General features: G+C 62.6%; 21 protein-coding genes. 1 reads left to right on the top strand and 20 read right to left on the bottom strand.

The annotated features are described in order from the left end of the window. Positions 1-16: 16 nt before the first annotated feature. The 19 genes from FNA46_RS04995 to FNA46_RS04905 form a co-directional block, all read right to left on the bottom strand. The gene (locus tag FNA46_RS04995; RefSeq protein WP_142881234.1) at positions 17-928 is read right to left on the bottom strand and encodes a siderophore ABC transporter substrate-binding protein; all 912 of its coding nucleotides are present in this window, start codon (positions 926-928) and stop codon (positions 17-19) included. 32 nt (positions 929-960) lie between these two features. Further along, entirely contained in the window at positions 961-2,274 is a 1,314-nt protein-coding gene (locus FNA46_RS04990) for a DUF6005 family protein (protein WP_142881233.1), read from the bottom strand. Continuing rightward, positions 2,271-3,539 carry an AMP-binding protein gene (locus FNA46_RS04985; RefSeq protein WP_142881232.1) on the bottom strand — a complete coding sequence of 423 codons (1,269 nt, stop codon included), beginning with the start codon at positions 3,537-3,539 and terminating at the stop codon, positions 2,271-2,273. The genes FNA46_RS04990 and FNA46_RS04985 overlap by 4 nt, the downstream gene beginning before the upstream one ends. Next, the gene (locus FNA46_RS04980; RefSeq protein WP_185969733.1) at positions 3,536-5,260 is read right to left on the bottom strand and encodes an IucA/IucC family protein; all 1,725 of its coding nucleotides are present in this window, start codon (positions 5,258-5,260) and stop codon (positions 3,536-3,538) included. Before FNA46_RS04980 ends, FNA46_RS04985 begins: the two co-directional genes overlap by 4 nt. Next, a complete protein-coding gene (locus FNA46_RS04975) occupies positions 5,244-7,040 on the bottom strand; it encodes an IucA/IucC family protein (protein ID WP_185969732.1) in 1,797 nt (598 codons plus the stop codon). Before FNA46_RS04975 ends, FNA46_RS04980 begins: the two co-directional genes overlap by 17 nt. Positions 7,041-7,187: 147 nt before the next feature. Beyond that, on the bottom strand, positions 7,188-9,482 hold the full coding sequence (locus FNA46_RS04970; RefSeq protein ID WP_142881229.1) for a TonB-dependent receptor: 2,295 nt from the start codon (positions 9,480-9,482) through the stop codon (positions 7,188-7,190). Between the two features lie 135 nt (positions 9,483-9,617). After that, positions 9,618-10,571 carry a FecR family protein gene (locus FNA46_RS04965; protein ID WP_281288918.1) on the bottom strand — a complete coding sequence of 318 codons (954 nt, stop codon included), beginning with the start codon at positions 10,569-10,571 and terminating at the stop codon, positions 9,618-9,620. 165 nt (positions 10,572-10,736) lie between these two features. Beyond that, entirely contained in the window at positions 10,737-11,252 is a 516-nt protein-coding gene (locus FNA46_RS04960) for a sigma-70 family RNA polymerase sigma factor (protein ID WP_142881227.1), read from the bottom strand. Between the two features lie 434 nt (positions 11,253-11,686). After that, complete coding sequence (locus FNA46_RS04955; RefSeq protein ID WP_142881226.1) at positions 11,687-12,415, bottom strand: ABC transporter ATP-binding protein; 729 nt, start codon at positions 12,413-12,415, stop codon at positions 11,687-11,689. A 2-nt stretch (positions 12,416-12,417) separates the two neighbouring features. Beyond that, positions 12,418-13,164 carry an ABC transporter ATP-binding protein gene (locus FNA46_RS04950; RefSeq protein ID WP_142881225.1) on the bottom strand — a complete coding sequence of 249 codons (747 nt, stop codon included), beginning with the start codon at positions 13,162-13,164 and terminating at the stop codon, positions 12,418-12,420. Further along, positions 13,161-14,144 (bottom strand): branched-chain amino acid ABC transporter permease, encoded by a 984-nt coding sequence (locus FNA46_RS04945; RefSeq protein WP_142881224.1) that lies wholly within the window; start codon positions 14,142-14,144, stop codon positions 13,161-13,163. The genes FNA46_RS04950 and FNA46_RS04945 overlap by 4 nt, the downstream gene beginning before the upstream one ends. Continuing rightward, entirely contained in the window at positions 14,141-15,019 is an 879-nt protein-coding gene (locus FNA46_RS04940; RefSeq protein ID WP_142881223.1) for a branched-chain amino acid ABC transporter permease, read from the bottom strand. Before FNA46_RS04940 ends, FNA46_RS04945 begins: the two co-directional genes overlap by 4 nt. 64 nt (positions 15,020-15,083) lie before the next feature. Continuing rightward, positions 15,084-16,220: an ABC transporter substrate-binding protein gene (locus tag FNA46_RS04935; protein WP_142881222.1), complete on the bottom strand. Its 1,137-nt coding sequence runs from the start codon at positions 16,218-16,220 to the stop codon at positions 15,084-15,086. Positions 16,221-16,294: 74 nt separating this feature from the next. Then, positions 16,295-17,338: a shikimate dehydrogenase family protein gene (locus FNA46_RS04930; protein ID WP_246102851.1), complete on the bottom strand. Its 1,044-nt coding sequence runs from the start codon at positions 17,336-17,338 to the stop codon at positions 16,295-16,297. Next, on the bottom strand, positions 17,257-18,195 hold the full coding sequence (locus tag FNA46_RS04925) for a LysR family transcriptional regulator (RefSeq protein ID WP_142881221.1): 939 nt from the start codon (positions 18,193-18,195) through the stop codon (positions 17,257-17,259). Before FNA46_RS04925 ends, FNA46_RS04930 begins: the two co-directional genes overlap by 82 nt. A 555-nt stretch (positions 18,196-18,750) precedes the next feature. Beyond that, the gene (locus FNA46_RS04920) at positions 18,751-19,482 is read right to left on the bottom strand and encodes an amino acid ABC transporter ATP-binding protein (RefSeq protein ID WP_142881220.1); all 732 of its coding nucleotides are present in this window, start codon (positions 19,480-19,482) and stop codon (positions 18,751-18,753) included. Then, entirely contained in the window at positions 19,463-20,122 is a 660-nt protein-coding gene (locus tag FNA46_RS04915; RefSeq protein ID WP_142881219.1) for an amino acid ABC transporter permease, read from the bottom strand. Before FNA46_RS04915 ends, FNA46_RS04920 begins: the two co-directional genes overlap by 20 nt. Next, positions 20,119-20,823 (bottom strand): amino acid ABC transporter permease, encoded by a 705-nt coding sequence (locus FNA46_RS04910; RefSeq protein WP_142881218.1) that lies wholly within the window; start codon positions 20,821-20,823, stop codon positions 20,119-20,121. Before FNA46_RS04910 ends, FNA46_RS04915 begins: the two co-directional genes overlap by 4 nt. Before the next feature lie 75 nt (positions 20,824-20,898). Beyond that, positions 20,899-21,684: a transporter substrate-binding domain-containing protein gene (locus tag FNA46_RS04905; RefSeq protein ID WP_425468670.1), complete on the bottom strand. Its 786-nt coding sequence runs from the start codon at positions 21,682-21,684 to the stop codon at positions 20,899-20,901. Between the two features lie 271 nt (positions 21,685-21,955). On the opposite strand from FNA46_RS04905, the gene FNA46_RS04900 reads away from it, so the two are divergent. Further along, positions 21,956-22,984, top strand: coding sequence for a LacI family DNA-binding transcriptional regulator (locus FNA46_RS04900; RefSeq protein ID WP_142881216.1), 1,029 nt, complete (start codon positions 21,956-21,958; stop codon positions 22,982-22,984). A gap of 174 nt (positions 22,985-23,158) precedes the next feature. Here the strand turns inward: FNA46_RS04900 and FNA46_RS04895 are convergent, their stop codons facing one another. Continuing rightward, positions 23,159-24,904: a C2 family cysteine protease gene (locus FNA46_RS04895; protein ID WP_142881215.1), complete on the bottom strand. Its 1,746-nt coding sequence runs from the start codon at positions 24,902-24,904 to the stop codon at positions 23,159-23,161. Positions 24,905-24,968 lie beyond the last annotated feature (64 nt).

Genomic DNA, 24,968 nt, shown 5'->3' with positions numbered 1-24,968 from the left:
ATGGCGGGGACAAACATCACTGGCTGTCGGAAAAGGCGGTCTCGATCGCCCCCAGCACCCGGGTCGTCGCCTTCAGTCCTCCGGCCGCAATATAGAAGTCGGCCGAGGGCAGATAGACCACCTGGCCACGTTTCCAGGCTCTTGTGCCATGAACCAGCGCATTGTCGAGCGTTGCCTTCGCGTTCTGGTCCCTGGCGCCGATCGCGGCTGCCCGGTCAAGCACCAGCAGCCAGTCGGGATCGGCCCTGGCGATGAACTCGAAGGACACAGGCTCGCCATGTGTTGCGCCCTTTACATCCTCGACAGCTGCCGGCAGGTCGAGCGCCTTGTGCACCCAGCCGAAGCGGGACGTGGTGCCATAAGCGGTGATCTTCGGGCCGTTGGTCATCACGATCAGCGCCTTGCCCTTGCCCTGGACTGCTGACCTGGCACGGGCCAGTGCCGCGTCGAAATCGGCAAGAGCCTTGTCGGCCTGGACCTTTCTTCCGAAGATGGTGCCATAGGTGCGGGCGCGTTCGCGAGCCTGATCGACCACATCGATGCCGTCCATGGTCATGTCGAGCGACGGTGCGATCCTTGACGTTTCCTTCTCCTTGCCGGACGAGCGGCCGCCGACGATGACCAGATCCGGCTGCAGCGCGCTCAGCGCCTCGAGATCGGGTTCGAAGATGTCGCCCACGACGTCGGCCTTGCCTTTCAGATCCGACAGTTCGGGAAGATAGAGGTTGCCCGGAATGCCGGCCGGCATCACCCCGATTGCCAGCAGGGTGTCGAGGGCGGCGATGTCGTAGACGGCGACCTTTGACGGCGTCCCTGTCACGGTGACCGTGCCGGCATAGGTCTCGACATCAAGGGCACGGGCCGGCAAGGCGGCAAGGCAGAGACTGGCGGCCATCAGGACGCAACGTGTGAGGGGGCGAAATGTCATGCTCTTGTCTCCGAAGGTCGGATGGTCATCGTTCAGCCCGCTGCCGTCAGGCGCCGAGCGGGTGTCTCGCGGAAGCCGGCACTCCAGGCATCGAAAGCGGCTCCGAGTCGCGTCTTGATGGAAAACTCGATCCGGTCGGCGCGATCGAGCCTGCGCGTCACATCCTCGATCAGCCGCTGGTCGCAGGTCTGGGCCAGTTTCATCGCGGCAAAGTGGATGTTCTTCAGCTCCTGATGCAGTGCCTCGATCTCGGTGCACCAGTGCTCGAATTCGCTGTTGGGCAGCAGCGCCGCCCGCCAGATGAAGGCAAAGCCATGTTCATAGGCGTATTTCCGGATGGCGAGCACGGGCAGTTCGCGCAGCCCGGAGCTGAGGTCCGACAGCGTCAGCCCGTTCCGGCCTTCAACATGCGCAGAAAGGATATCCCGGAGCGCATCGATCAGCGGATTGCGGTTGCGGATCAGGCATTCGTTGAGATAGGCCGCGACGTCGGCATCTGCCGCCGGCCGGAACGCTGCCCGGTCGAAATGATAGCCGCCCGCAACCGTCGGCTGGGCAATGGCGTTCAGGACCTTCTCGCGCTCGATGACACCTTCCCAGCGATAGTCCGGATCACGGATGAACCACATGGCCGGGTCATCGGTCATTTCCGGCATCAGGTAGTGGGGGAAGGGGTTCTGGTTGAACTTGTTCTCCCGTTCCGGCAGGTGGAAGAGATCGAGCATGACCATCACGCCCTCGGTCTTGCGCCGACTCTCCAGCAGGCGGAGGAAGGTTGTGATGTTTTCGTCTTTCGAACGGGAAGGATCGTACCAAGGGGTGACCGGCGCCCGGTAGAGCCGCTCGAACCACAGCCGGAACGGTTCGTGGCTGACGGTCTCGTGGTGATAGAGCAGGTCATGGCGCGGACCGATGCCGAAGGGCGCGTCCCAGATGCCGAAGTAGAAGGGCCGGTGGTCGATGCCGCGGCGCTTCAGCCCGTCGCAGAGGCAACTGACGAAGCAGTGCACCTTGATGTCATAATACTCCTCGCCATGCACTCCGCCTTCGAATTCCGGCATCGGCGCGGCGGGGGTCTCCGGTGTGGCGGACAGCGTCTCCCTCTCCGGCAGGAAGAGATCGGCAAGATCCGCGACCGTCACCACGTCCTTGCGGCTGATCAGGTCGTCATCGACCATCAGCCCATGTTCCAGTTCGAGGTTGAGGAAGATCTGCAGGATCAGAACGGAATCGAGATAGAGATCCTCATTGAGGCGTGCTGTCGGCGAAAAATCCTGCATGTGGTGATGCTGCATGGGGCCGGCCAGCACCTGTGCGATGGCGTTGATGACGTCGCTTCGGGTCACGAGGCGCACTCCTTTCGAGGATCGAATTCTGCGTTCAGAAAGCGGCGCGCGACCTCGCGCCGGCTGATCTTGCCATTGGCCTGGCGTGGAACTTCGGGAACCTGGACGAGATGCATCGGCACCTGATGCGGCTGCAGCACGGCGATCAGCCGTTCACGCAGTTCCGCTGGCGACATGATCCGGTTGGCCGAATAGACGAGCGCGACCCGCTCGCCGGCAAAACTGTCGGGCACCCGGAAGGCGACGGCGTCCGTGACGTCCTCGACGGCAATTGCCTGGTCTTCGACATCCCGCGGATAGACGTTCAGGCCCGAGACATTCACGGTATCGTCAAGTCGGGAAACGAAGACCAGCATGCCATCGGTGCGGCGATAGCCGAGATCCCTGGTCTCGATCCGCGTTCGTCCGTCGAGCACGATTTCCGCCGGCTGTTCCGCCGTGCCGTTTTCGAGGAGCGAGAAGCGGGGCAGGATGCGCCCCATCTCGGCGGGATGGACAAGATCGGTATTGATGGCGACGCAGCCGGCTTCCGAGCAGCCATATTGCTGGTAGAAGCGCTCTGTGCGCTTGCGGATCGCAGAAAACCAGCTTTCCGGCAACAGCGTGCCGGAGGTCATGACGGCATGCAGCGTTTCGCCCTGTGGCAGAAGCCGCGCCAGGGTATGCAGCATGGCAGGCGAGGAATAGAGGATGGGCCGCTCGGTGTCGCCAAGCACCCTGATCAGATGCTTGGGATTGGCCGTGTTCACCACATGCGGAACGCGACCGCGCTTCAGGCCGACCAGCAGTCCGCAGATCAGCCCGTAGGAATGGGTGGTGGGGCAGGCGACGACGGGTGTCATGCCGTCCGGTTCGGGGAAGAAACGGACATAGTCCTCAAGCTCCCGCTCGATGTCGTCCCAGTCGCGTGCGACGCATTTCGCAGCGCCGGTGGTGCCCGAACTCATCTGCAGCAGCCGCCCGCAGAGGCTCTCGTCGGTGGGGTCGCCGAGCCATTCGGCCGTCGTCCCGCCGTGATAGAGCCGGTGGCAGCCTGCTTCCCTGGCAAGCTTGCGGGCGGTGGCAAGCGGCGTGCCCGGCAGAAGCGGCAGGATGCTGGCGCCGAGCCGCTGGACGGCGAAGAAGGCAGCCAGCCAGTCTGCGGTTTCAGCAAGGCAGATCGCGACGCTGAGCCGCCGATCGGTGATGCCGGCCGCGGTGAGGAAGGCCTCGCCCTTGCTTTCGATGTCGGCGCGGGTGTGGAAGGTTCCGTCGATGAGGATCATGGCTGGTCGCTCCTGTCTCTGAGCCCAAGCGGATTGGGCACCCGGTGGCGATAGAGGCTGCGGTCTCGGAAGAGCTTGCGGGAAAGCAGCGATTCCGTTGAAATGTCCGGCTGGTCGTGGGCAAAGAGGCAAAGCCGCTGCTGGTCGCGATAGTCGGCGGCATAGCCGTCGAGGAGCCTCGTCACGATATCCCAGAAGGCGCGTTCTGAGAGCCCGTAGGCGGTTTCGATCAGCAGCGAGATTTCCGTCAGGCAGTAGATGAACAGGCAGTCCATCACCAGTTCGCGCAGTTCGTTGGCATGGTCGGTCCAGTAATAGGCATCCGACGGCGCCCCATCGTAGACCGGGTCGATCGCGGCAAAATCCGGCAAGGCGTCCGGAACGCGCAGCAGCGCGGGGCAGAACTCGACGCTCTCGTGGAAATCGCGCAGGATCAGCCGCTCCGGCCAGCCGTTGCGCAGCACCAGGATCATGTTCTGGCCATGCGCTTCCAATCCTACGCCGTGATGCACCATCAGATGCCAAACAGGCAGGATCGTCACCTCCAGCATCCGGCTCAGCCAGGGGAGAAGCCCGTGCCGGGCGATCCACGGGGCGATGAAGGGTTTGCCGTCCGCCTCCATCATCATCAGCGCATTGACGGGGACCGCCTGTTCGTCCGGAGCCGTCTGCGGGCTTTCACGCAGCATCAGCCCCAGCCTGCCGTCGAGCGCTCCATGCGCATCGACACGGATGCCGGCATATTCCTGCAGGACCTCCAGCCGATACCGGCTGCGAAAATCCTGATCCCCCGCCACGAGCGCCGCCAGCCAACGGCTGAGATGCGGGGCCGTCACGATCGAGTGCGGCTCCAGTCCCCGCCGTGAGGAGGTGTTGACGATGTCGAGCGGCAGTTTCACGTGGGCACGGGCCGGATCGGCGTGGTTGACGAGCGTGCGGATCGATTGTGTCGCCCTGTAGGGATCGCCGTTTTCGCCGAGCGAGGCCACCCGTCCGTCGGCAATCCAGTCGGCCAGCAATCCATGCTTCAGGTGCCGCCACTGCCAGGGATGAACCGGCACGAGAGCGTGGCCGTCGAGCGAGATCCCCTTGCGCCTCATGCGCGAGAAGAGGCGTGCCGCATGGGCCTCGCCGAGTTCCTTGCGCCAGAAGATCTCCGGATCGGTCGGCAGCGCCTCGCGGACATGCCGGCGTGCGATTGCCAGCCAGTGCAGCCGGAAAGGCCGTGCGGCCTCCGGGCCGAACAGCGCGTTGTCCTTGAGCGTGAAGCCGGTGCGGGACTTGAAGCAGGGGTGGTAGGGATGTGCCTCCGCAAGCGCGCAATCGAGCCGGTCGAAGGGCAGTGAGCGCCTGTCGACCGGTTGCAGCAGGGCACTGTCCTGATGAAGGAATGTGACCGTTCGTTCGAGTTCGTCAAGCAGTGTCAGCCGCGCGGCCTCCTGTGCCGGCAGGAGATGGATCAGATGGTCGAGCGAGCCGCCGGTCCAGGCGCGGGTTTCAGGGCAGCGGAGTTGAAAGGACCCCGGTGCTATGCGCGGGCGGCCAAAGGGACCGTGGCGTAGCCGGGCGCGTGCCTCGCCTTTACCGATTTGAAGCAGTGTCATGCCGTCGTCTGAGCTGGGTTCATCCACCCGCGCCAGACCTTCGAACAGGAGGGCGGACACGAACTGCCGCAGCACGCGCTCGTCCGGCCGGCCGGGCAGGTCAAGAGGCAAGGGCATCGGTAATCCTTGTGTCCTGCATCTGGGCGGGATGCAGCGGGTTCGGCATGTCCCGGTAGAGCGCCGTGCCCGCCCCGCCTTCGAGCTCATCGATGCCGGCCACCCGCACACCCAGATTGGCCTTGGTGGTGATCGTTCTGTCGTCAAGCAGATGGCGGACGAAATCGAGCCCGCTGCCGCGCAGGCTCTTTGACAGGTGGGCGAGATGGTTCCGCAGGCGGGCCAGAAGGCAGGTCTCATCGGCGAGCCCCTCCATCTGCATGCGATGGATCACGGCAAAGACCTGGTTGACGACAAGATAATAGCCGAAGCGACGGCGGATCTCGGTCTCGGGATAAAAGAGATCGGCCACCATCGAGAGATCGGGCAGGGCAGCTGTCAGCGCCGGCCGGTGCCGCTCCGAGAGGTAGAAACCCTGGCTGTCCCTGTAGATGACCCTGGAAGGCCAACCCCGGGAGACATCGACCAGCATGTTCTGCTGGTGCGCTTCGAGCGCGATGCCGGTTTCGTCATAGAGGCGGACGAGCGCCGCCACACAATCGAGATAGCAGTCAAACCAGTGGAACGCTGCGTCAGTGCGCGCCATCCCGGCGTAGCCGGCCATCCTCTCAACGGATGCCGCGAGCCGCTGGTGGCGACCGGGAAGGGCGGGCGCCGTCAGTGCCGCCAGGCTGACGATGCCGTTGCCCTTCTCGCCGCGATAGGGGTTTTCCCGCAGGATCACCTCGAAGCCGCTTTCGCAGGCACCGGGCAGGTCGAGGGTCAGGTAGGCGGGATCTCTGAGGAAGCCGAGTTTCGGCAGTCGGGTCTGAAGGTCAAGCAGTTCGACGAGCCGCGCCATGGCGACGCCGGCGTCCAGTTCGTGCCGGCGGTTCAGCCGCAGCGAATTGGTGATCTTCACCGGCAGGGAGAATTTCAGCATCCAGTCGCAATCGTCGGAGGCGATGGTACGCACCGACGAGCTGGCGGTAAAGCGCAGCCCGCCGCTGCCGAGAAGACGAAGCCGTCCGGCCTCGATCAGCGCCTGGATACGCGGCTCGAGCAGTAGCGCTTCTGCCTGCAGCGGATGCATCGGCAGCAGCATCTCGCCGTCTCCGATCGGTCTGGTCTTGAGCAGATGCGCTGCCATCTCCCGCAGGATCGCGTCCAGGCTTCCGGCGACCGAGCGGCTGCGTACCATTTCACGCGGTGCGGCGAAATAGGTGAGGGCAAAACGTCCTGCACCCTCCGGTGCATAGACCGCAGATTGCCAGTCGCTCATCCCCGTCAGGCTCTTTGGCGTTGGATGCATCCAGTGGCCGAAGACAAGTGATTGTTCGCTTTCCAGAAAACCCTCCGGCCGGTTGTCCAGCCGTCCGGCGCTCTGTCCCGCGAGCGTTGCGATCCGGGCGCAGCTTTGCAGCGTCCGCAGCATCAGTTCCAGTCCTGCGCCGGGCCGGCTTTCTCCTGCCGTCTTTTCGGCGAGATCCTGTACGAGGCATTGCATGGCCCAGAGCGGATCCATCGGTTGCCAGTCCCGTTCGCCCGGATGGCGGCTGAACAGCGGTCCAAAGGCCTTCGGGCCGGTACGGCTGTCGGCGGCGACCACGGCGCGCAGATGCAGCCGCTGCGCCGAGAGATACCAGTCGAGGCAGTGCCGCTCGCAGCCATCGAGCGCCATGCACGTAGCGCAGCCGGGATCGATTTCGCGGATGTAGCAATTGGCAAAGCTCTGGAATGTCGCCGCCGCGGCGATCGCCTGCGGATCATGCGCGGCCGGCATGGGTGCGCGCGGCATCATGACCATCCTCCGGTCCGTTTCGACAGGGGACTGCAAAGCCCGAGGCGGAGGTTGCGCGCGGTGCGCCTGTCGCTCATCTGGGGTTTCCTCGTTGCTCGATGCGCTGGCGTGCTGCGCCGGTTTCCCGGCACAGCACGGTCTGATCAGTCAGAAGGTTGCCCTGACTGACAGCAGGAAGGTTCGACCCGGTTCGTAGAGCGGCGTCACATTGCCGAATTCCTGGCCATAGGTGGCGCGGCTCGCATAGGTCTCGTTGAAGAGGTTCTGCACCTCCGCGCGGAAGGTCATGTGCGGCAGCTGTTCCGGCTTCCATTCCGTGTAGAGGTTGACCACCTGATAGGAGGCATAGGTGGTTGCACCGTCCTTGTATTCGGGCGCGAACTCCATGTCGGTCCCGATCCTCAGGCCCCAGTCCGCGAAGAGGTGGGCGGCCGAGACGGTGATGATATTGCCAACCGGTGTGGTCAGATAGTTGCCGGTGTCGGAATCGGCCGGCTTGCCGTCGATCTCGGCCTCGATATGCGCATATTTGACCTTGATGAATCCATCGATCCAGTCGTACCCGGTGCTGATCTCGAAGCCGTGCGTTTCCACGTCATAGTTCAGATTGGCTGAGGCCGACGCCCACTTGGCGACGCGCGCATCACTGATGCGGTTGCGGAAGAGGTTTGCCCCTGCCGTGTAGCCGTCGTGATGGAATTCGAGGCCGGCCATGACATTGTTGGCGGTCGTTACCTCCGGCCCTGACGAACCGTAGTTCCAGGCCGGGTTCATGATGAAGGCTTCGGCGAGTGGAATGCCGGCCCACACATGCGAGGCACCGGCCTTGGCCGTCAGGAAGCTCGTCAGATCATATTCGACCGATGCATTGCCGCTGAGGCCCTGATGGTCCCATTCCTGTCCCGTTGTGCCTTCAAACCACTGCTTGTCGGCGCGCCCGCCAAAGGAGAGGCGCATCGCATCAAGAGGCTCCAGGCGCGCCTGGCTGTAGATCCCGACATTGCGTGCCCTTTCCCGGGCATCCTCGGTGTTGACGGCCGTATCCAGCTCGATCCGATCGCTGTAGAAGTCCAGACCCGCGACGACAGTACCATTTTCCAGCGTGAATTTGTTTTCGACCTTGCCGTTCAGGCTGCCGCTCTCCCCCTGTCCGGCATAGGAGGCGCCAACCCCACCGCCGGCATTGTAAAAGATCGGCGTTTTGACGGAGCTATGGCTGTAGGCAAGCCGTATCGTCGGATCCCACCAGCCTTCCGGCGTGGTGTCCGTATAGGTGAAGACGGTGTTGTCGCGGTCGAGCTTGTAGTTGCGGTAGAGCGGTTCCCAGGGGCGACCGGTGGTAACCGCGCTGGCATTTGCCCGATAGGGCCGTTCCGCATCGTCGCGGACGCGTTCATGGCTGATTTCGAAGCGGTCGCCACTGTCCGCCTCATAGGCGAACTTGCCGAGCCCGCTCAGAAGGTTGGTCTCGGTCCCGCGGACCTCGGCGCCATTGCCGGCCTCGTAATTGCTTCCCTTGCCATAGTTGAGGAAGCCCAGGAATTCGAAGCCGTCCTGCATCCCCCAGCCGCCGAGGCCGGTGGTGAAGGTTCTGCTGTTCGAATTGTAGGTTTCCGATACCATGCCGCCAAAACCGTCTTCGGACAGCAGGTCCTTCACGTCCTTGGTCTCGTAGGCGATCGAGCCCGCGAGCGCGCCCGGTCCGGCATCGGCCGGGGCAATGCCGGCATCAACGTCCACTGCCTTGAGGAGGGATGGATCGATGAGGTTGGTGGCATTGTGGTGGAAGACGCGGTTGTTCTGACGACTGCCGTCGATCGTGACGGCGAGCGTTGTTTCCTCCAGCCCGTTGACATAGACCTTCTGTGATGTCGGGATCGAACTGCCGACACTGACGCCCGCTTCGTCGCGAAAGACATCGGCAATGCTGGCAGGATTGCGGGCTTCGAGCTGTTCGGCCCCGATGTTGACGGAACTGACGCTGGTTGCTGTCCGCTCGCCGGTCACGTGGATCTTGTCGAGCACGGTCGCCCCATCGGCCGGTGCTGCGTCATTGGTGGCTGCCGGCGGCTGGGCGCCGACCACGACGACGCCATTGCTGATACGGTAGGATAATCCGGTGCCCGCAAGCAGTTGTGAAAGTGCTGCCTCAGCACTCAGCGTTCCGGAGACGCGTGCGGAACTGCCGCCCCGCGCGGCCTCTGCGGGTAGCGACACCTGCAGGCCCGACTGGCGACCGAATGTTCTCAGCGCATTGGCGAGCGGCTGTGCCGGAATGTCGTAGCTGCGCGACGCGGCCGCCTCTCCTGCCACCTGCGCCATGGCGGGCAGAGCTGTTGTCCCCGTCAGGAGCGTCAGGGCGCAGGCGGTGGTGGTCAGCAGTCGACGCGGCAAGGCGCGTTCCCGCGGGCCGCGTTCGGCAGAAAATCTCGTCAGTGTCATACTCGTCCCCATACAGAAACGGCCCAGGCCGTCTGCGGGTAAATACGAGTGAAGGAGGCAAGTTTTTCAGGCGCCTCGAATCTTTTTTGGAACTCGATGCTGCATGCATGCGCTCTCGCACGCTAAAACAAGTACTTAGCGGCTCGAAATCACCCGGAGATAGGGTGAAAAGGGGCGCAGATGCAGGTTGAACGGCGCAATCAGTGCCGCCAGGGCCTTGTCCGGATCATTCAGGTCGTAAAGGCCGGTCACCCGCAGCGCTGAAATGTCAGCCTCGGCCACGACGATCCAGGCGGGATGCTGACGCTGAATCAGGCCGACCACATCGCCGAGCGTCTGGTCGGTGACCGACAGACGTCCCTCACGCCAGAGCGCGATGTCGTGCGGATCGACACGGCTTCGGTCTGCCTTCCCGTTCGACCTGTCGACGGTTACCGCATCGCCCGGTGCCAGCGCCATGGCCGTATCTCCGGTGGCATCCGTCCACCGGAGTTCGACGGCTCCACGGGCCAGTTCGACACGCGTTCCGTGCCCGGTGTCGCGAACACTGAAGGCGGTGCCCAGCACGCGGACAGAGGCGTCCCTGGCCGTGACCACGAAAGGCCTCGTGGTGTCGTGGGTTACTTCGAAATAGGCTTCTCCCTCAAGGAGCCGCACTTTGCGATTGGTACCGTCAAAGGCGTCGGAGAGGGCGGATTCCGGTGCCAGTGTCACGCGCGATCCGTCTGCCAGTGTCGTCGTCAGGGTTTCGCCTGCACCGGTGCGGAAATCCGCTTCGAAGCGCAACAGCAGGTCGGTTCCAAAGAAGATGACGGCGAGGCTGAGGCAGAGCAGTGCTGCGCCCGTCAGGCCGAAGCGCCGCCGCGAGAAAGGCCGTTCCTTGCCTGCCCGCTGTACGAATGATGCCGTGGGTGCAAGGGGAGGCCGCGCGGAGGGGAGCGGTGCCGGTCGTTCGCCCAGTGCGACCCAGGTGCGACAGATCCGTGTCCAGGCTGCGGCATGCTTCTCGGATTCCCGAAGCCAGGCCTCCCATTGCCGGACAACGTCTTCCTCGCAGGGTGTATCCCGCAGGCGCATGAACCAATCCATCGCCTGCTCGAGAGCCAGTCCGCCTTCGTGTTCTGGGTGATCTGTGGTGCTCACCGGCCGGCGGTTCCCTCGTTGCGTGATTGTCTGGCCGTTTGCGCGCCTGCGTGTGCGGCTTCTTGATAAACGATCGGCACGGTCGGATTTTTCATCGGTTCACCGGTATTTTCAATGGCTGGCCTGATCCAGCGACAGGGCGATCCTCACCATACCGGTGCGGATCAACCGGTGCGCCGTTGCCACGGAGACCTTCAATTCGGAGGCGATTGCCTCCAGCGTCCACCCTTCGGTTCGGTAGAGTTCGATGGCCAGACGCATCTCCGGCGGCAAGCCCTCCAGTGTTTCCGCCGCGACGCGCGCCTGGTCGGACCATAGAACAGCGTCTTCCGGCGTGCCCGGATTCTGCGGCAGGATCCAGAATGGCGGATCCGTATCGCGGCCCCTGCTCTCGACGCTGCGGCGCTTCAACTGGTCAAGCGCAAGGTTGCGCACGATGCTATAGAGATAGGAAAGTATCTGGCGCGGAGCATAGTCTTCCGATTCCTTCGGCTTCAATCGGAGAAAGGCGTCCTGCACGATATCCTCCGCCTGATCGCGCGAGCCCATCAGCCGGGCGGCGTAATCCACCAAGGCCGGCCTGTGCTCCAGAAAAAGCGCCATCTGGCGCGGGGTCTTTACGCTCATCTCGGATGGGGGTCTAAAAGTTGATTGTTTGGGTAATCTTTTTTAGCGTGCAATCGAGGTGAAGGCAATCACGCAGGTTGCTGTTGCCTGTGGCGAACGACCGGAGGCATCAGAGCCTCTTTCTCGAACCGAAGGAACAGATGAACTGCGTCCGGTCATCGCTGTGGGGATCGGAAGACAGGAGACTGGCAGACCGGCGCTTTGCATCCCCCGGCTTTGCATCAGGTCTGTGCCGGGTGATCTTCCCTGAGGCGTGCCCGCCGGAAAAGATCCGTCAACGAGTGCGGATGTGTCTGCTCGTTTCCCACACGGACCTTGGGCGCATTCCGGCTGATGATCTCTGGCGGCAGACCAATTCTGCACTTTGAGGGCCAGCCAGGCATCCCGACTGGCCTTCCTTCATGGGGACCGCTGATGCCGCCCGACGATAGCGGTCAGTGGCTCTGCGCCGTCTCGATATGCCCGCCCAGGAAAAGCTGGCCGACGCGGGGATCCCGAAGCAGCGTCTCTGCCTTGTCATGCATGCGTGTCTGGCCAAGCTCCAGCACCAGTCCGTCATCGGACATGGCAAGCGCCGCCTTGGCATTCTGCTCCACCATCAGGATCGTCACACCCTGGTCCCGCAGCCGGATGAGGGTTCGGAACACTTCCTGCACGAGGTTGGGCGAAAGACCGATCGAGGGTTCGTCGATCAGGATCAGCTTGGGATCGAGCAGAAGGGCGCGTGCCACTTCGAGCTGCTTCTGCTGTCCGCCTGACAGTTCGATGGCCTTGCGATTGCGGAATTCACGCAGCATCGGAAACTGGTCCATCACCGTCTCGATGCGCGCGCGTACACGGTCCTGATCGCTTGCCGTGATGCCGCCGAGCTCCAGATTGTGATAGACCGAAAGCTGCGGCACGACATTGCGGCCCTGCGGCACGTAGGTGACGCCCTGCTCGATCATCTGCCGCGGGCTCTGGCGCGTCACATCCTTGCCATCCAGCAGGATCTGGCCGGAATGGATGTTGAGAAGGCCGAAGATCGCCTTGAACACGGTGGACTTGCCGGCCCCGTTCGGGCCGATGACGGTGGTGATGGAGGCCTTCGGGATCGTGAACGAGACGCCGTTCAGGATGGTCACCTTGCCATAGCCGCCATGGACATTCTTGAGTTCCAGCATGCTCAGCCTCCCAGATACGCGTCGATCACGGTCTGGTTCGCCCGGATCTCCGCCGGGCTCCCTTCCGCAATGACGGCGCCTTCCGCCAGCACGATGATGCGGGTGCAAAGGCTCATGACGAATTCCATGTTGTGCTCGATCACCACGAAGGTGGTGCCGTGCTCGGCATTGTAGGCGACGAGCCGGTCCTTCAGGTTGGCGAGCATGGTGAGGTTGACGCCACCCGCCGGCTCGTCGAGAAGCACGAGATCCGGCCCCGCCATGAAGGCCATGGCGGCATCGACAAGCTTCTGCTGGCCGTAGGAGAGCGAGCCTGCCGGCGTATCCCGGTAGGGTGTCAGCCGGAAGAACTCGATCATCTTCTCGGCCTCGGCGGTCAGCCCCGCATCGCCTGGCCCGAACAGCCGCGACAGCATGGTGCCGCGATGCTCCTGGCCGGCCAGGATCACATTGTCGAGAACCGTCATTTTCGGGAAGACCGAAAGCTGCTGGAAGGTGCGGCCGACGCCGAGCTTGTTGAGATCGGAGGGCCGTATGTTCGAAACAGGCTTGCCGTTGACCTCCACTTCGCCGGTATCGGCTGGCAACTGGCCGAGAATGCAGTTGAAGAGCGTGGACTTGCCGGACCCGTTCGGGCCGATGAGCCCGAGGATTTCGCCCCTTTGCACCTCGAAGGACACGCCACGCACGGCCTTGATGCCGCCGAAGCTCTTCTGGATATTGCGTACGGACAGAACCGGTTTGCTCATTTCAGACGCGCTCCTTCCGCCATGTCAGCCCGCTGCTGGCGTCCCGGCCAGAATTTCTCGCGCAATCTCTGGCCCATTCCCATCAGGCCTGCCGGCACGAAGATCAGCATGACGATGACGAGCGCGGAGTAGATGATGAGGTAATAACCCTGGGTGAAGCGCAGCATTTCGGGCAGCAGGATCACCACGGCTGCACCGAGGAAGGGACCACCGAAATAGCCGGCGCCACCAACGATGACCATCAGCAGGATGCGCAGCGAATGGGCAAGCCCGAAGGAACCCGGTTCGATGAACTGCACGAGCGGCGCAATGAGTGATCCGGCAAGCCCGCCATAGGCTGAGCCGATGGCAAAGGCGAGAAGCGTGATGCGCCGCGTATCGACGCCGAGGCTCTCGGCACGGATCGGGTTTTCCCGCAGCGCCGTGAACGCGCGGCCCCAGGGCGAGCGCACGATGCCCCACATCACCAGCGCGGCAAGGACGGTTACGGCGAGCGTGAAGTAGTAGAAATTGAACTGCTTCATGGTGGTAAACAGGCCAAAGCCCGGTCGCGGCATGCCCGTCAGGCCGTAACTGCCGCCAGTCAGCCACTCCTCGTTGCGCAGGACGAGAAAGACGAGCGTGTTGAAGGCAAGTGTCACGAAGGCAAGGAAATGGCCCTTCAGCCGCAGCGCCGGATAGCCGAGAAGAAGACCGACGATGAAGCAGGCGATCACGCCGAGCGGCATCGCCGCCATCCAGTGCCAGCCGGAAAGCGTCAGCAGCGCGGTGATATAGGCCCCGATCGCCATGAAGGAGGCCTGCGCAAGCGAGATCTGGCCGGCATAGCCAAGCGTCAGGTTGAGCCCCATGGCTGCAATGGAGAAGACCAGCCAGGAGGCCAGCGTATAGGTGATGTAGTTGCCCTGTCCGATCGGTGCCACGATGGCGACGGCGAGGAGAAGGGCTGCGACGATGAAACCCTTGTTTACCTTCGTCATACGGCTCTCCCTTCCTTGGTGCCGAGCAGGCCCTGCGGGCGCACGAGGATGACCGCGATCAGCAGCACCAGTGGCAGCGCCGCGCGATATTCGGCGGTCACATAGGTTGCAGTCAGGTTGTCGAGCACGCCGATCAGCAGCCCGCCGACGAGCGCGCCCCGGATCTGGTTGAAGCCGCCAACGATGGCGGCGATGAAGGCGATCAGGCCAAGGCTCTCGCCATTCGAGAATTTCGCAAGATAGACCGGCGTGATGAGGAAGGAGGCGATGGCCGCCAGTCCGGCATTGATCAGGAAGGTGTAGAGGATCATGCGCTTGACGTTGACGCCGAGGATTTCGGCAACAGCCGGGTTCTGGGCGGTCGCCTGCATGCAGCGTCCTGTGCGCGTGCGATTGAGAAAAAGCGTCAGAGACACCACGATCGCCAGGCAGAGGACGAGGTTGAAAATATCCTGCAGCGAAAGAACCGCCCCGTGGAAATCCAGATGCCGGGCAGGAAACAGCGAGGGAAAGGGCTGCGCTTCCGCCGAGTAGAATTCCTTGACGCTTTCCTTCAACAGGATGCCAAGCGCCATGGTGGCGATGATGAGCGTGATGCCGCCATGCGGCAGGATGGGCTCGACAATCAGTTTCTTGAACAGCAGGCCGAGCACCAGCAGAGAGATCGCGAGCCCCAGAAGCAGCGCGCTCCAGAACGGCATGCCGAGAAGTTTCATGGCCGCCAGAACGAAGAAGGCGGGCAGCATGACGAACTCGCCCTGGGCGAAATTGACGGTCTGGGCGGCCTGCCACACGAGGGTGAAGCCAATGGCGACCAGCGCATAGATCGAGCCCGTCGCCAGGCCTGAGAGCATGACTTGCAGGAATTGGGACATCGTTGTCTCTTTCGGGAAAGGCCGCGGCGACAGGCGCCGCGGCGAGACTGAACCGTGACGGGGATCAGTTGGCGGGCACCTGTCCGATCACGACAGGCGTGCCGTTCTTGACCTGAACCATGAAGCTCGGACGCGACATTTCGCCGGTATCGTCCCAGCAGGTGTCCATCAGGATCTTCGGATGGTCGGCCACCTTCAGGCACAGGCCGTGCATCCTGGTGGAGAAGGCCTCGCCATCGAACTTGCCGACCATCTCGGTGACATATTTCGTGGTCCAGGCGCCGATATAACCCTTGATCGCATCATGGGTCGGCTTGCGCTTGAAGGTTGCTTCGAACTTGGTGGCGAAGGCTGCGATACCCGGCACGTCGGTTGCCGTCGCGGTCAGGCCCACATGGGCGATGGCGCCTTCGGCCGAACCGGCGGCAAGCTCGATCACCTTGGCTTCCGTCAGCGTCACCTCGCCGACGAGCGGCATGGCGAGCGACTGCTTCTTGGCCTCGATGAGGAAGCGGGCGGATTCCTCCTGGTTCATGTAAACGAAGACGGCATCCGGAGCGGCCTGCTTCAGCTTGGCAACGTCGGCGGCATAATCGGTCTGCGCCTGTTCGGAGGGAACGTCGGCAATCACCTTGATGCCGGCCTTTTCCATCTCCTTCAGGAATACGGTGTGGCCTCCCTTGCCGAACTCGTTGTTGACCCAGGCAACGCCGACAGTCTTGGCCTTCAGCGTGTCCTTGAAATAGGCGGTGAGCGCCGGAACGCCCTTCTGCGCGCCGGAGGAGGTGCGGAACACGAAGGGATTGCCCTTCTGCACGACGGCAGGCGATTCCGAGCCGACGAATTGCGGCATGCTGTTCTGCTGGGCGACCAGCATGTTGACCATCGTGGAGCCGGAATAGATCGTACCGAGAATGACATAGGCGCCGCCGTCGATCGCCTTCTGTACGAGCGCGCGCGAAACCTGCGGATCGGTCTGCGTGTCGTATTCGTCGATCTGGACCTTCTTGCCGAGAATGCCGCCTTCGGCGTTGATTTCCTCGGCGGCGATCTTGATGCCGTCGCGCCAGTTCGTGCCGGCCGGCGCCCCGGCGCCGGACAGTTCGGCCACCATGCCGAGCTTTACCGTATCTGCGGCATGCGCGGTCCCCAATGCAGAAAGCAGCGCCGTTGTGGCAATCCATAAGGTCTTGCGAAGCATATGAAGTCCTCCCTCTGTTTCAGACCGGGCTTTCGGCGCCGTCTCCTCCACGCCACCCGGATCATTCCTTGCCGTCAGAGACGCATGATCTGACGCTCCCTCTCATCAAGGTTGCGTCGCTCCAGAAACCCGGCAAGCCTTGCGGCCTGCGCGTCGAACATGTCAATACCTGTTACGGTGTCACATCCCCGCCGTCTGGCTTCCAGTATCAGCGGTGATATTTCCGGCTTGGTGACGACGCAAGCCACAAACTGACCGGATCGGAAGCCTTCGACATCAAATGGATAGGGGTCATCTGGCCGCATTCCGAGCGGTGTGGCATTGGCCAGCAGATCGAAGCCGCGGGGGTCTGCACCGCCAGTCGCAACCCGGCCGGGAAAGCGTGCCTCAAGTCGATCGCAAAGGCTGTCGCGGCGGATCGTATCGATGTCGTGCAGGGCAAGCAGGCCGACGCCGCGGAGAAGAAACTCGAGAGCGATGGCCGCGCCGGCGCCGCCAAGGCCTGCCAGCAGCACCCGCTTGCGTGTCACGTCAAACCCCTTCGCCGCGATCGCGTCGAGAAAGCCGATGCCATCGGTATTGTCGCCATACCAGCCGTTTGCGGTGCGGCGCACGACATTGACGGAGGAGACAAAGCGCGCCCGGTCGCTGCAGTCGGCGCACAGGTCACGCGACGCCTGCTTGTGCGGAACGGTGATCAGCATGCCGCCGAGATTGCAAATCCGGAGAAAGGCCGAAAACACCGAAGCAAGGTCTGCGGGTTTCACATGCATGGGCACCACAATCGCGTTCGACCCGCGTTCGGCGAGAATGCGGCTCACCACCTCCGGCGAACGTACCTGATCAACGGGGTCGCCCAGCACCGGAAAGAGACGCGTCTCTCCGTTCACGGTGATGCCAGTCGATGTCTGGTCGGGGGCGGTCTGCGGTTGCATCGTGATCGGGCGCTTGGCGGGAAGAAACTGGATATTCGTCAAGCTAGCGTCTTTCGGTGCAAAGATCGCATACCAAATCTGCGCTGATCCATAACATGATGTTACGGTTTGCGCGTGTCTCCGCTCCGGCGTCGGCCGGGCTTTTTCAGGGAGCTGACGCTGTCCATCTCGTGTCGCAGGCAATCGCGAAAGAACTCGGCATAGACCGATAGCGGGAGGTCGCGGCGATAGGCGATATAGGTGTTGAAGATGGAATCGGCATCGATTCTCAGCGTCTTCAATCCCCTGACGACGTTATGTGCGACGGTGAACTCGTCGATGATGGCGATGCCGAGACCGGCGGCGACGAGGCTGCAGACGGTTGTGCCGAAACGGGCCTTCACCGTCATGCGATAATCTATGCCCGCCGTGGTGAACATGGCGGCCATGATCGCGCCATAGGGATCCCTGGGGTTGATGCCGATCAGCGGGTGATGCGCCATCTCCTGCGGCGTAATCGTCTCGCGGGCGGCGAGCGGGCTGTCTTCCGGCACGATGCACAAGAGCGTGCCGCTGGCCAGCGGCTCGAACTCGATGAGCGGATGGTCGAAGCGGGACGAGATCGCCACCAGTTCGCCGCGACCGAGCAGCAGATAATCGATGGCCTCCTCGATCTTGAGGATGTTCACGTCGAGCGCGACATCCGGATAGCGCCGGCGCACCTGCGCAATCGCGCGCGGCACCATGACATTGGCAATGCTGGGCACGGCGGCAATGCGCAATTCCTGGCTCTTCCCGGTTCCGAGATCGGCAATCGCCGACTGCAGGTCTTCCAGCTTGCGATGCACCGTATCCAGGAGATCGAAAATGTTGCGCGCTTCCGATGTTGGCACATAGCGACCGGATCGGCGATCGAACAGCCGCACGCCGAGCGAATCCTCCGAATACTTCATCAGCCGGCTGATGCCCGGGGCCGAAACATTGAGCAGCCGCGCCGCCCCGGCAATGCTGCCGGTAACCATGATTGCCCGGATGACCTCGATCTGCCGCAATGTCAGCATGCATCCTCCATCCTCTTGCCTCTCCGATCCGGCAACCGGGGTCTGCCCCGTCCTGCATGCCGTCGCTCGACCGCTCATCCGGCATCGCGCTCTCCGGCGATGCCGGGGCGGCACGCTGCCCTGACCTGGCAGACAATCCGGATAGCGGTTGGCCACCATATAGGTTGTTGCAACCGGCTTCACGCCGACCGCAAACGAAAGATCGGTCGCAAAGAAGGAGATCGACGCAGTGCGCTGCGGATGGGCGGGAACCTGAACCGCGACACCGCGCTCAATCTGTAAAGGTCCGGGCCTTGTCCTCCTCCGCACGTCCGGCCGTCGGACCCGCAAGGCACGGCGTGAGGGCAAGGCCAGAGGCCACTCGTCCAATTCCAGATGTGCACGGCGCTCCCTTGATGTTTGCTACACAATGATCAATCAAAAGAATGATTATTTAAGTCATGTTTTTGATTGAGGGATGGAACTGTTCCGGCACTGTTTGCGCCAAGGTTCTCGCGCAAAACGAAACCAAGCCAGGCGGATGTGAACAATCACACCCGCGCCAGAGAGCGAAGGCTACTTGACGTCCGCCTTGACGAACTGGCGAAGCTCGGGCGTGCGGGGATCGGCAAACAGCGGGCCGGATGGTCCGGCTTCCCAGATCGTTCCCTTGTGCATGAAGATGGTCTGTGTCGCCACCCGCCGGGCAAAGCCCATTTCGTGGGTGACGAGGATCATGGTCATGCCGTCGCGCGCCAGCCGCTCCATCACCAGCAGCACTTCCTCGGTCAGTTCCGGATCAAGCGCTGAGGTCACCTCGTCGAACAGCATCACCTTCGGACGCATCGCCAGCGAGCGGGCAATGGCGACACGCTGTTGCTGGCCGCCGGACAATTGGTCGGGATAGGCGTCGATCTTCTCCGAAAGCCCGACCAGTTGCAGCACTTCGCGGGCGATGCCCAGCGCTTCAGCCCGCGGCACGCCCTTCACGATGCGGGGCGCCAGCATGATGTTCTCCCCGACGCTCAGGTGAGGAAACAGATTGTAGCTCTGGAATACGATGCCGACATCGGTGCGCAGGCTGCGCAGGGCCTTCGCATCGCCGCCCAGAACATGGCCGGCGATCTCGATGCGGCCGGAATTGATCTTTTCCAGTCCGTTCATGCAGCGCAGCAGCGTGCTTTTGCCGGAACCGGAGCGACCGATCAGGGCAAAGACCTCTCCACGCCCGACCGTGAGCGATACACCCTTGAGAACTTCGAGCGCGCCGAAGCTCTTGTGGACATTTTCAACGACTACTTCCGACATGAAGCCTCTTCTCCAGCACGCGTGACAGCTGGGACAATGGATAGCAAACCACGAAATAAAGGATGGCGACGGCCACGAAGACCCGGAAAGGCTGGAACGTGGCGTTGTTGATCAGCGTGCCCGCCCGCGCCAGTTCGACAAATCCGATGATCGAGGTGACCGAGGTGTTCTTGACCACCTGCACGGCAAAGCCGACGGTGGGCGGCAGCGAGATGCGGATCGCCTGTGGCAGGATCACATACCGGTACTGCTGCAGCGGTGACAGGGCGAGGGATTCTGACGCCTCCCACTGCTGCTTCGGAACGGCCTGGATGCAGCCGCGCCAGATCTCGGCAAGATAGCCGGAGGCGTAGATCGCCATCGATGCGCCGGCGGCAAAAAGCGGCGGCAACTCGAAGCCGGCAAGGCTCAGCCCGTAATAGGACAGAAACAGGATCATCAGCACCGGAATGCCCTGGATCAGCTGGATATAGGTTGCTGCGGCCAGGCGAAGCGCATTCGACCGGGAGGTTCGTGCCAGCGCGACGACGAAACCCAGTGCTCCACCAAAGATGAGCGCAATCACGGTCAGAAGCACGGTCCATTGCAGGGCCTGCAGCAGAAATCCGAATTCACTGAAGCCGAATGTACGAAGGGTCATGCGGAAACCTCCGGCATGGCAGCGAGCGGGCGGCGGACGGCGCGGCGTCCGAACAGCCAGAGCCCCAGCAGCGCGAGTGCGCCGCGCAGGACGAGCGCCAGCGTCAAGTAGATGAGCGTGACGAGGATGTAGACCTCGAAGGAACGGTAGGTCTGCGATTCCACGAAGGCGGCGGCGGCTGCGAGTTCCGGCGTCGATATCGCCGAGCAGATGCTCGATGCGAGCATCATCAGCACGAACTGGCTGCAGAGTGCCGGATAGACCTTGCCGACTGCCGGCACGATGATCACGTGCCGCAGGATCTGGAAGCGGGTAAAGCCCAGCGCTTCGCCGGCTTCGATCTGCGATTTGTGAATGGCCTCGATGCCCGCGCGAATGATCTCGGTGGAGTAGGCGGTCAGATTGATCGTCATCCCGATGAGTGCCGCCGTATCAGCCCCGACGCGAAAGCCGAGACCGGGCAGGCCGAAGTAGACGATGAACAATTGGACGAGGAAGGGCGTGTTGCGGATGATCTCGACATAGGCGTCGATCACGAGCCGCACAGCGCGCCCCGAGGTCGAGCGCAGCGATGCCAGCACGGCGCCCGCCAGTCCGCCGAGGAGGATGGAAATGAAGGAGAGCTTCAGCGTCAGCCAGATGCCGGCCAGAATATCGGCCTTGTAGGGTAGCAGCGCGCCGAATTGAAACGTATAGGACATGTCACGGACCCCGCCGGATGGGCAGGCCTGCCGGCAACACTCGCGGTGTGCTCGGCCGGCCTGCGGTCATCATTGTCAGAATGTCGGCAGAACCGGCATCGGGCGGCCCGTCCATTTGGTGGCGATCCGGTCGAGATCGCCGGAGATCTTCATCAGGTAGATCGAGGTGTTGAGCCACTGGCGCAGTTCGAAGTCATCGAGCTTGGTGGCCATGGAATTGCCTTGCTGGAAGAAGGTGAAGCCCACATGCAGCTGTGCGTCCGGCCGCTGCTTGATGATGGCTTCGCCAACCGTGGAGGGCAGGGCGACGGCATCGGCCTGGCCTGCGATCACCGCCTGCGCACTGGTGGAATCGTCCTCGAAAACGACGATCTGAAGGCCCGGCACCGCCGCCTTGCGGAGAGCCGTTTCCTGGGAGGAGCCGCGATTGACGGCCACACGTTTGCCCTGCAGGTCGGCGAGCTTGGTGAAGGTGGCGCCCGGTCCCGAGATGATGTCCATGTTGAAGGCGCTGTAGGGTTGGGTGAACATCACGGTCTTGGCGCGCTCGCCGGTCGGGGCGAGGGTCGCGACCAGGAAATCCACCTTGCCGGTCTGCAGAGCAGGAATCCGGGCCGGCGGCGTCAGCGGCACCAGTTCCACGGGAAGCGACAGATAGCTGCCGAGCAGGTTTGCGACATCGACATCGTAACCTGTGGGATTGCCCTTTTCATCGACCATGCCCATCGGCGGCGCGCCGGTCAGAACACCGATGCGAACCTTGCCGCGCGAGATGATGTCGTTGAGCGTTACCGCCTCTGCCTGTCCTGCCGTTGCCAGCGCCGCAACACCCATGGCAACCGCGGCGATCGCCGCCCGCATGCATTTTCCGAGTCTCATCGCATTCCTCCACTTTGTCGTTTCGTTTGCTCCGGCGTTCCCGCCGGCCTGCATCGCAGGACAAGCTCCGGGTCTGTGTCTGGCAGGGGGGATCGGACAATGCGCGCCGATGGTGGCGCCGATGCTTGCCGCCCCTCCCAAGGCGTCTTCATCCCGAGCTTGCTGCCTCCCGCAGCATAGGTTATCGTTAACCTAATTGAATGGTATCGATAACAATTCATGCCGTCAAGAATGATTCAAGAGGATGTGCGCAATGGCTGAGCCCCCGTCGAAAAACGTCATCACGATCCGTGATGTCGCCGGCCTTGCCGGTGTCAGCCAGATGACGGTTTCGAAGGTAATGCGAAACGTCGGCAACATCTCGGCCACGACACGCAACAAGGTGCTGAACGCGGCGCGCGAGCTTGGCTACGTACCCAACAGCCTGGCTCAGTCGCTGAGTTCCCGCAGGAGCAGGCTGGTTGCCGTCATCATTCCCTCCATGGCGGATGTGGTGTTTTCGGAGGTGCTGAGCGGCGTCAACAGCGTGCTGAAGACGCAGGGATTACAGACCTTCATAGGCGAATCCCACTTCGAACCCGAGACTGAAATGGAGCTGATGCGTACCATGCTCTCCTTCCAGCCGGCGGGATTGCTGCTGAACGGAGGAATGGTGCGAAATCCCGAGGGCGGTGAACTGCTGCGAAAGCGTGCCTGTCCCGCCATCCAGCTCTGGGACTGCGAGGAGAACGATCTCGATTTTGCCGCCGGCCCCTCGCATGAGGAGGCTGGACGGATGGTGGCTGAACGTTTCCTCGCGCAAGGCGTTTCCCGCATCGCCTATATCGGCACGGAACTGGAAAAAGACCTTTGTGCAAAGCGCCGCTATCTGGCCTTGCGCGCCCGCCTCGCGGAGGAGGGCATAACGCTGGTCACCCGGAACTCGGAAAGCATGCCGCGGCAGGCTGTCAGCGGGCGCGTTCTGGCCGAACAGTTGCTGGCCGAGCACCCCGATATCCAGGCGATCCATTTCCTCAATGATGCAATGGCGCTGGGCGGACTATCCTATCTGCATGAGGTTGGCGTTCAGGTTCCCGAAGGCGTGTCGGTGATCGGATTCAACGGCACCTCGATAGCCAACACCGTGCGCACAAGGCTGACCACGGTCGATGTTCCACGCACGGCCATCGGGGAAATCGCGGCAAGGGCGCTCCTGGATCTTGTTGGCCGGAAAGCGTCACCTTCGTTCTGGCGTGCACCGCTCAGTCTCGTTGAAGGCAACACAACCCCAGCGATCCGGTAGAGCCCGCGCGCGTATCCGTGCGTCGCGCCCGGGAATGCTGGTTGGGGCAGGCCATCACGAACAGGCCCATCCGCTGGAACGGTTGCCTGAGGAGGGATGCCGACGACAGATGCCGACGACAAAAGAGCCGTTCGACATCTCTCACCATCGCTTTCGCCTGGGCCGGCCCGGACTTCATGCAGCCGTCGCGAGTTCGATCCTCGGGCTTGTGGAGGACAGGCTTGCGAGAACCGATGTCGCCGAATCCGACGAGGTAAGGCCGGCAATCGAGCTCGTCAGCTTCGTCGCAGCCGATGCAATAGACGAGGTTGCCGCGCTGACATTGTCCACGGTGATTACATCCTTTGCGGCCAGCAGTGTCGAAAGGCTGACCTCGAAGGTCGTCCGCCAGGACTGCGAGGCTCCGCCTGTGCCCCAGGGATTGTAGATCTTGAACATGTTGGTCGCGCTGTTGAAGCCATAGATGGTCATGGCATGGCTGGCGACCAGCGTGGTCTTGTTCTGGGCATCCTTGGCGTTCGTGTAGGACGACAGCACGACATCATAACCGGCATTGAGCGCGGCGATCAGAGAGGTCTGTATGCTTGCGGTCGAAAGCCCGGTCTTGACCCCCGTATAGGCCAGTGACGCATTGCGGGTGTAGGCCGCCCAGCTCGAGCCGTTGCCGTAATATTCGGTAATGGTGCTGGCACCGGTGAGGGCGGCAAGTGCATTGGCCACATAGCCGCCATTGCCGATGGTGGAATAGGAATTTCCGTAGTTCACCGAGGTGTTGCCGGTCGATACGCCGCCGGTCTGGAACTGTGCCCAGGCCTTTTCCGCCAGCTGGCCCCACAGGCTGGAGCTGGAATAGTCGAACTTGTAGCCGCCATTGGCCAGCTGCGTGTTCACCGTGACATATTGCGGCTTGCCGTTGGAATAGAAGCGAACGCCGTAGGTGCCGTTTCCGTTGTCGGTGAACATCGACTTCAAGAGGGCTGCATTCTGGTTGGCGATGGAAGCGCAACTGGACAGAAAGTAGCAGTCGCCCAACGCGCCCTGGTTGATGTCCGTCATGGCGGGACCAGAATCAGCAAACAGCGGCTTCGAGACGATCGAGTAGCTGATGGTCATCGTCGTGTTTGAGACCTTGACGGATGAACTCGGTGTGTCCGTGCCCAGCAGCCATTTGCCGGTCAGTCTCGATATCTGCGTCGCTGTTGAGCCGATGGCGAGATTTCCAAGCTTTACCGATGATGCCGCACCACCCGTCCAGGTCGCGTTCGCGCTGTGGCCGTTGACCAGAGCGCCGAACACATAGCTGAGGTAGGAGGACGTCGTGGCGGTTGCGGAGAGATTGGTTGCGATGGTCTTGAGATCGGCGAACTGCTGCGACGTCAGGTTGGATTTCGTGGTCGTCAGCGTGGACGCCAGATTGGTCAGCATGGTTGCCAGCCCGGTTCCGCTCACGGTCCCCGTCGAGAAGGCGGCGGTCAGGTCTCTTGCAATCGAGGAGGTTGTCACCTTCGACACCCAGGTCGGCAGGAAGCTGGCGGTCGTCGATGGCTTGCTCGGGGTTGTCGCTGCGACAACGGCAACAGGCGTCCTGGTGGCAACCGCCACGGTCGCCAGTGTCGGGATGGAAGAGACAAGCGCCGAGACCGGATGAGCGTAACCCTCAGGCGAGGAGCCCCGCGATCCGGTTGCGGACGACAATGCCGTGGACGCGCTGCTTGTGCCAGTCTGCCGCGGCGCAATTGCAGATGTCGATGGCTGGACCGATACGATCGCAGCCGCAAAGGCGTTGGCCTGCGCGGCAAAGAGATGCTCGGATCCGAACGGAAGCGAGGAGCTCGGATCGTCAGCCCAGGCGGTCGTGCCGCCGGCCTTCTTGCGAGCTGCCGACAATGCCAATGCCATGTCGTCCATCAGTTCCAGCATGCCACCCTCTTTCCTCGTCGGAGTTGCTCGTTGGGCGAGACCGTGACATGCAGCTCTTGATGCG

Source organism: Affinirhizobium straminoryzae (assembly GCF_007004135.1).
Classification (GTDB): domain Bacteria; phylum Pseudomonadota; class Alphaproteobacteria; order Rhizobiales; family Rhizobiaceae; genus Neorhizobium; species Neorhizobium straminoryzae.
The sequence above is the reverse complement of the archived record's forward strand: the minus strand, read 5'-3'. Positions and strand labels throughout refer to the sequence as shown.

Bases quoted from the DNA above. Each gene is read 5' to 3' on its own strand.
- FNA46_RS04925 (WP_142881221.1), bottom strand. From the start codon at position 18,195: ATGCTGACATTGCGGCAGATCGAGGTCATCCGGGCAATCATGGTTACC.
- FNA46_RS04905 (WP_425468670.1), bottom strand. From the start codon at position 21,684: ATGCGGGCGGCGATCGCCGCGGTTGCCATGGGTGTTGCGGCGCTGGCA.
- FNA46_RS04945 (WP_142881224.1), bottom strand. From the start codon at position 14,144: ATGACGAAGGTAAACAAGGGTTTCATCGTCGCAGCCCTTCTCCTCGCC.
- FNA46_RS04975 (WP_185969732.1), bottom strand. From the start codon at position 7,040: ATGATGCCGCGCGCACCCATGCCGGCCGCGCATGATCCGCAGGCGATC.
- FNA46_RS04950 (WP_142881225.1), bottom strand. From the start codon at position 13,164: ATGAGCAAACCGGTTCTGTCCGTACGCAATATCCAGAAGAGCTTCGGC.
- FNA46_RS04980 (WP_185969733.1), bottom strand. From the start codon at position 5,260: ATGCCCTTGCCTCTTGACCTGCCCGGCCGGCCGGACGAGCGCGTGCTG.
- FNA46_RS04995 (WP_142881234.1), bottom strand. From the start codon at position 928: ATGACATTTCGCCCCCTCACACGTTGCGTCCTGATGGCCGCCAGTCTC.
- FNA46_RS04965 (WP_281288918.1), bottom strand. From the start codon at position 10,571: ATGGATTGGTTCATGCGCCTGCGGGATACACCCTGCGAGGAAGACGTT.
- FNA46_RS04985 (WP_142881232.1), bottom strand. From the start codon at position 3,539: ATGATCCTCATCGACGGAACCTTCCACACCCGCGCCGACATCGAAAGC.
- FNA46_RS04910 (WP_142881218.1), bottom strand. From the start codon at position 20,823: ATGTCCTATACGTTTCAATTCGGCGCGCTGCTACCCTACAAGGCCGAT.
- FNA46_RS04935 (WP_142881222.1), bottom strand. From the start codon at position 16,220: ATGCTTCGCAAGACCTTATGGATTGCCACAACGGCGCTGCTTTCTGCA.
- FNA46_RS04900 (WP_142881216.1), top strand. From the start codon at position 21,956: ATGGCTGAGCCCCCGTCGAAAAACGTCATCACGATCCGTGATGTCGCC.
- FNA46_RS04915 (WP_142881219.1), bottom strand. From the start codon at position 20,122: ATGACCCTTCGTACATTCGGCTTCAGTGAATTCGGATTTCTGCTGCAG.
- FNA46_RS04955 (WP_142881226.1), bottom strand. From the start codon at position 12,415: ATGCTGGAACTCAAGAATGTCCATGGCGGCTATGGCAAGGTGACCATC.
- FNA46_RS04940 (WP_142881223.1), bottom strand. From the start codon at position 15,019: ATGTCCCAATTCCTGCAAGTCATGCTCTCAGGCCTGGCGACGGGCTCG.
- FNA46_RS04970 (WP_142881229.1), bottom strand. From the start codon at position 9,482: ATGACACTGACGAGATTTTCTGCCGAACGCGGCCCGCGGGAACGCGCC.
- FNA46_RS04960 (WP_142881227.1), bottom strand. From the start codon at position 11,252: ATGAGCGTAAAGACCCCGCGCCAGATGGCGCTTTTTCTGGAGCACAGG.
- FNA46_RS04920 (WP_142881220.1), bottom strand. From the start codon at position 19,482: ATGTCGGAAGTAGTCGTTGAAAATGTCCACAAGAGCTTCGGCGCGCTC.
- FNA46_RS04895 (WP_142881215.1), bottom strand. From the start codon at position 24,904: ATGCTGGAACTGATGGACGACATGGCATTGGCATTGTCGGCAGCTCGC.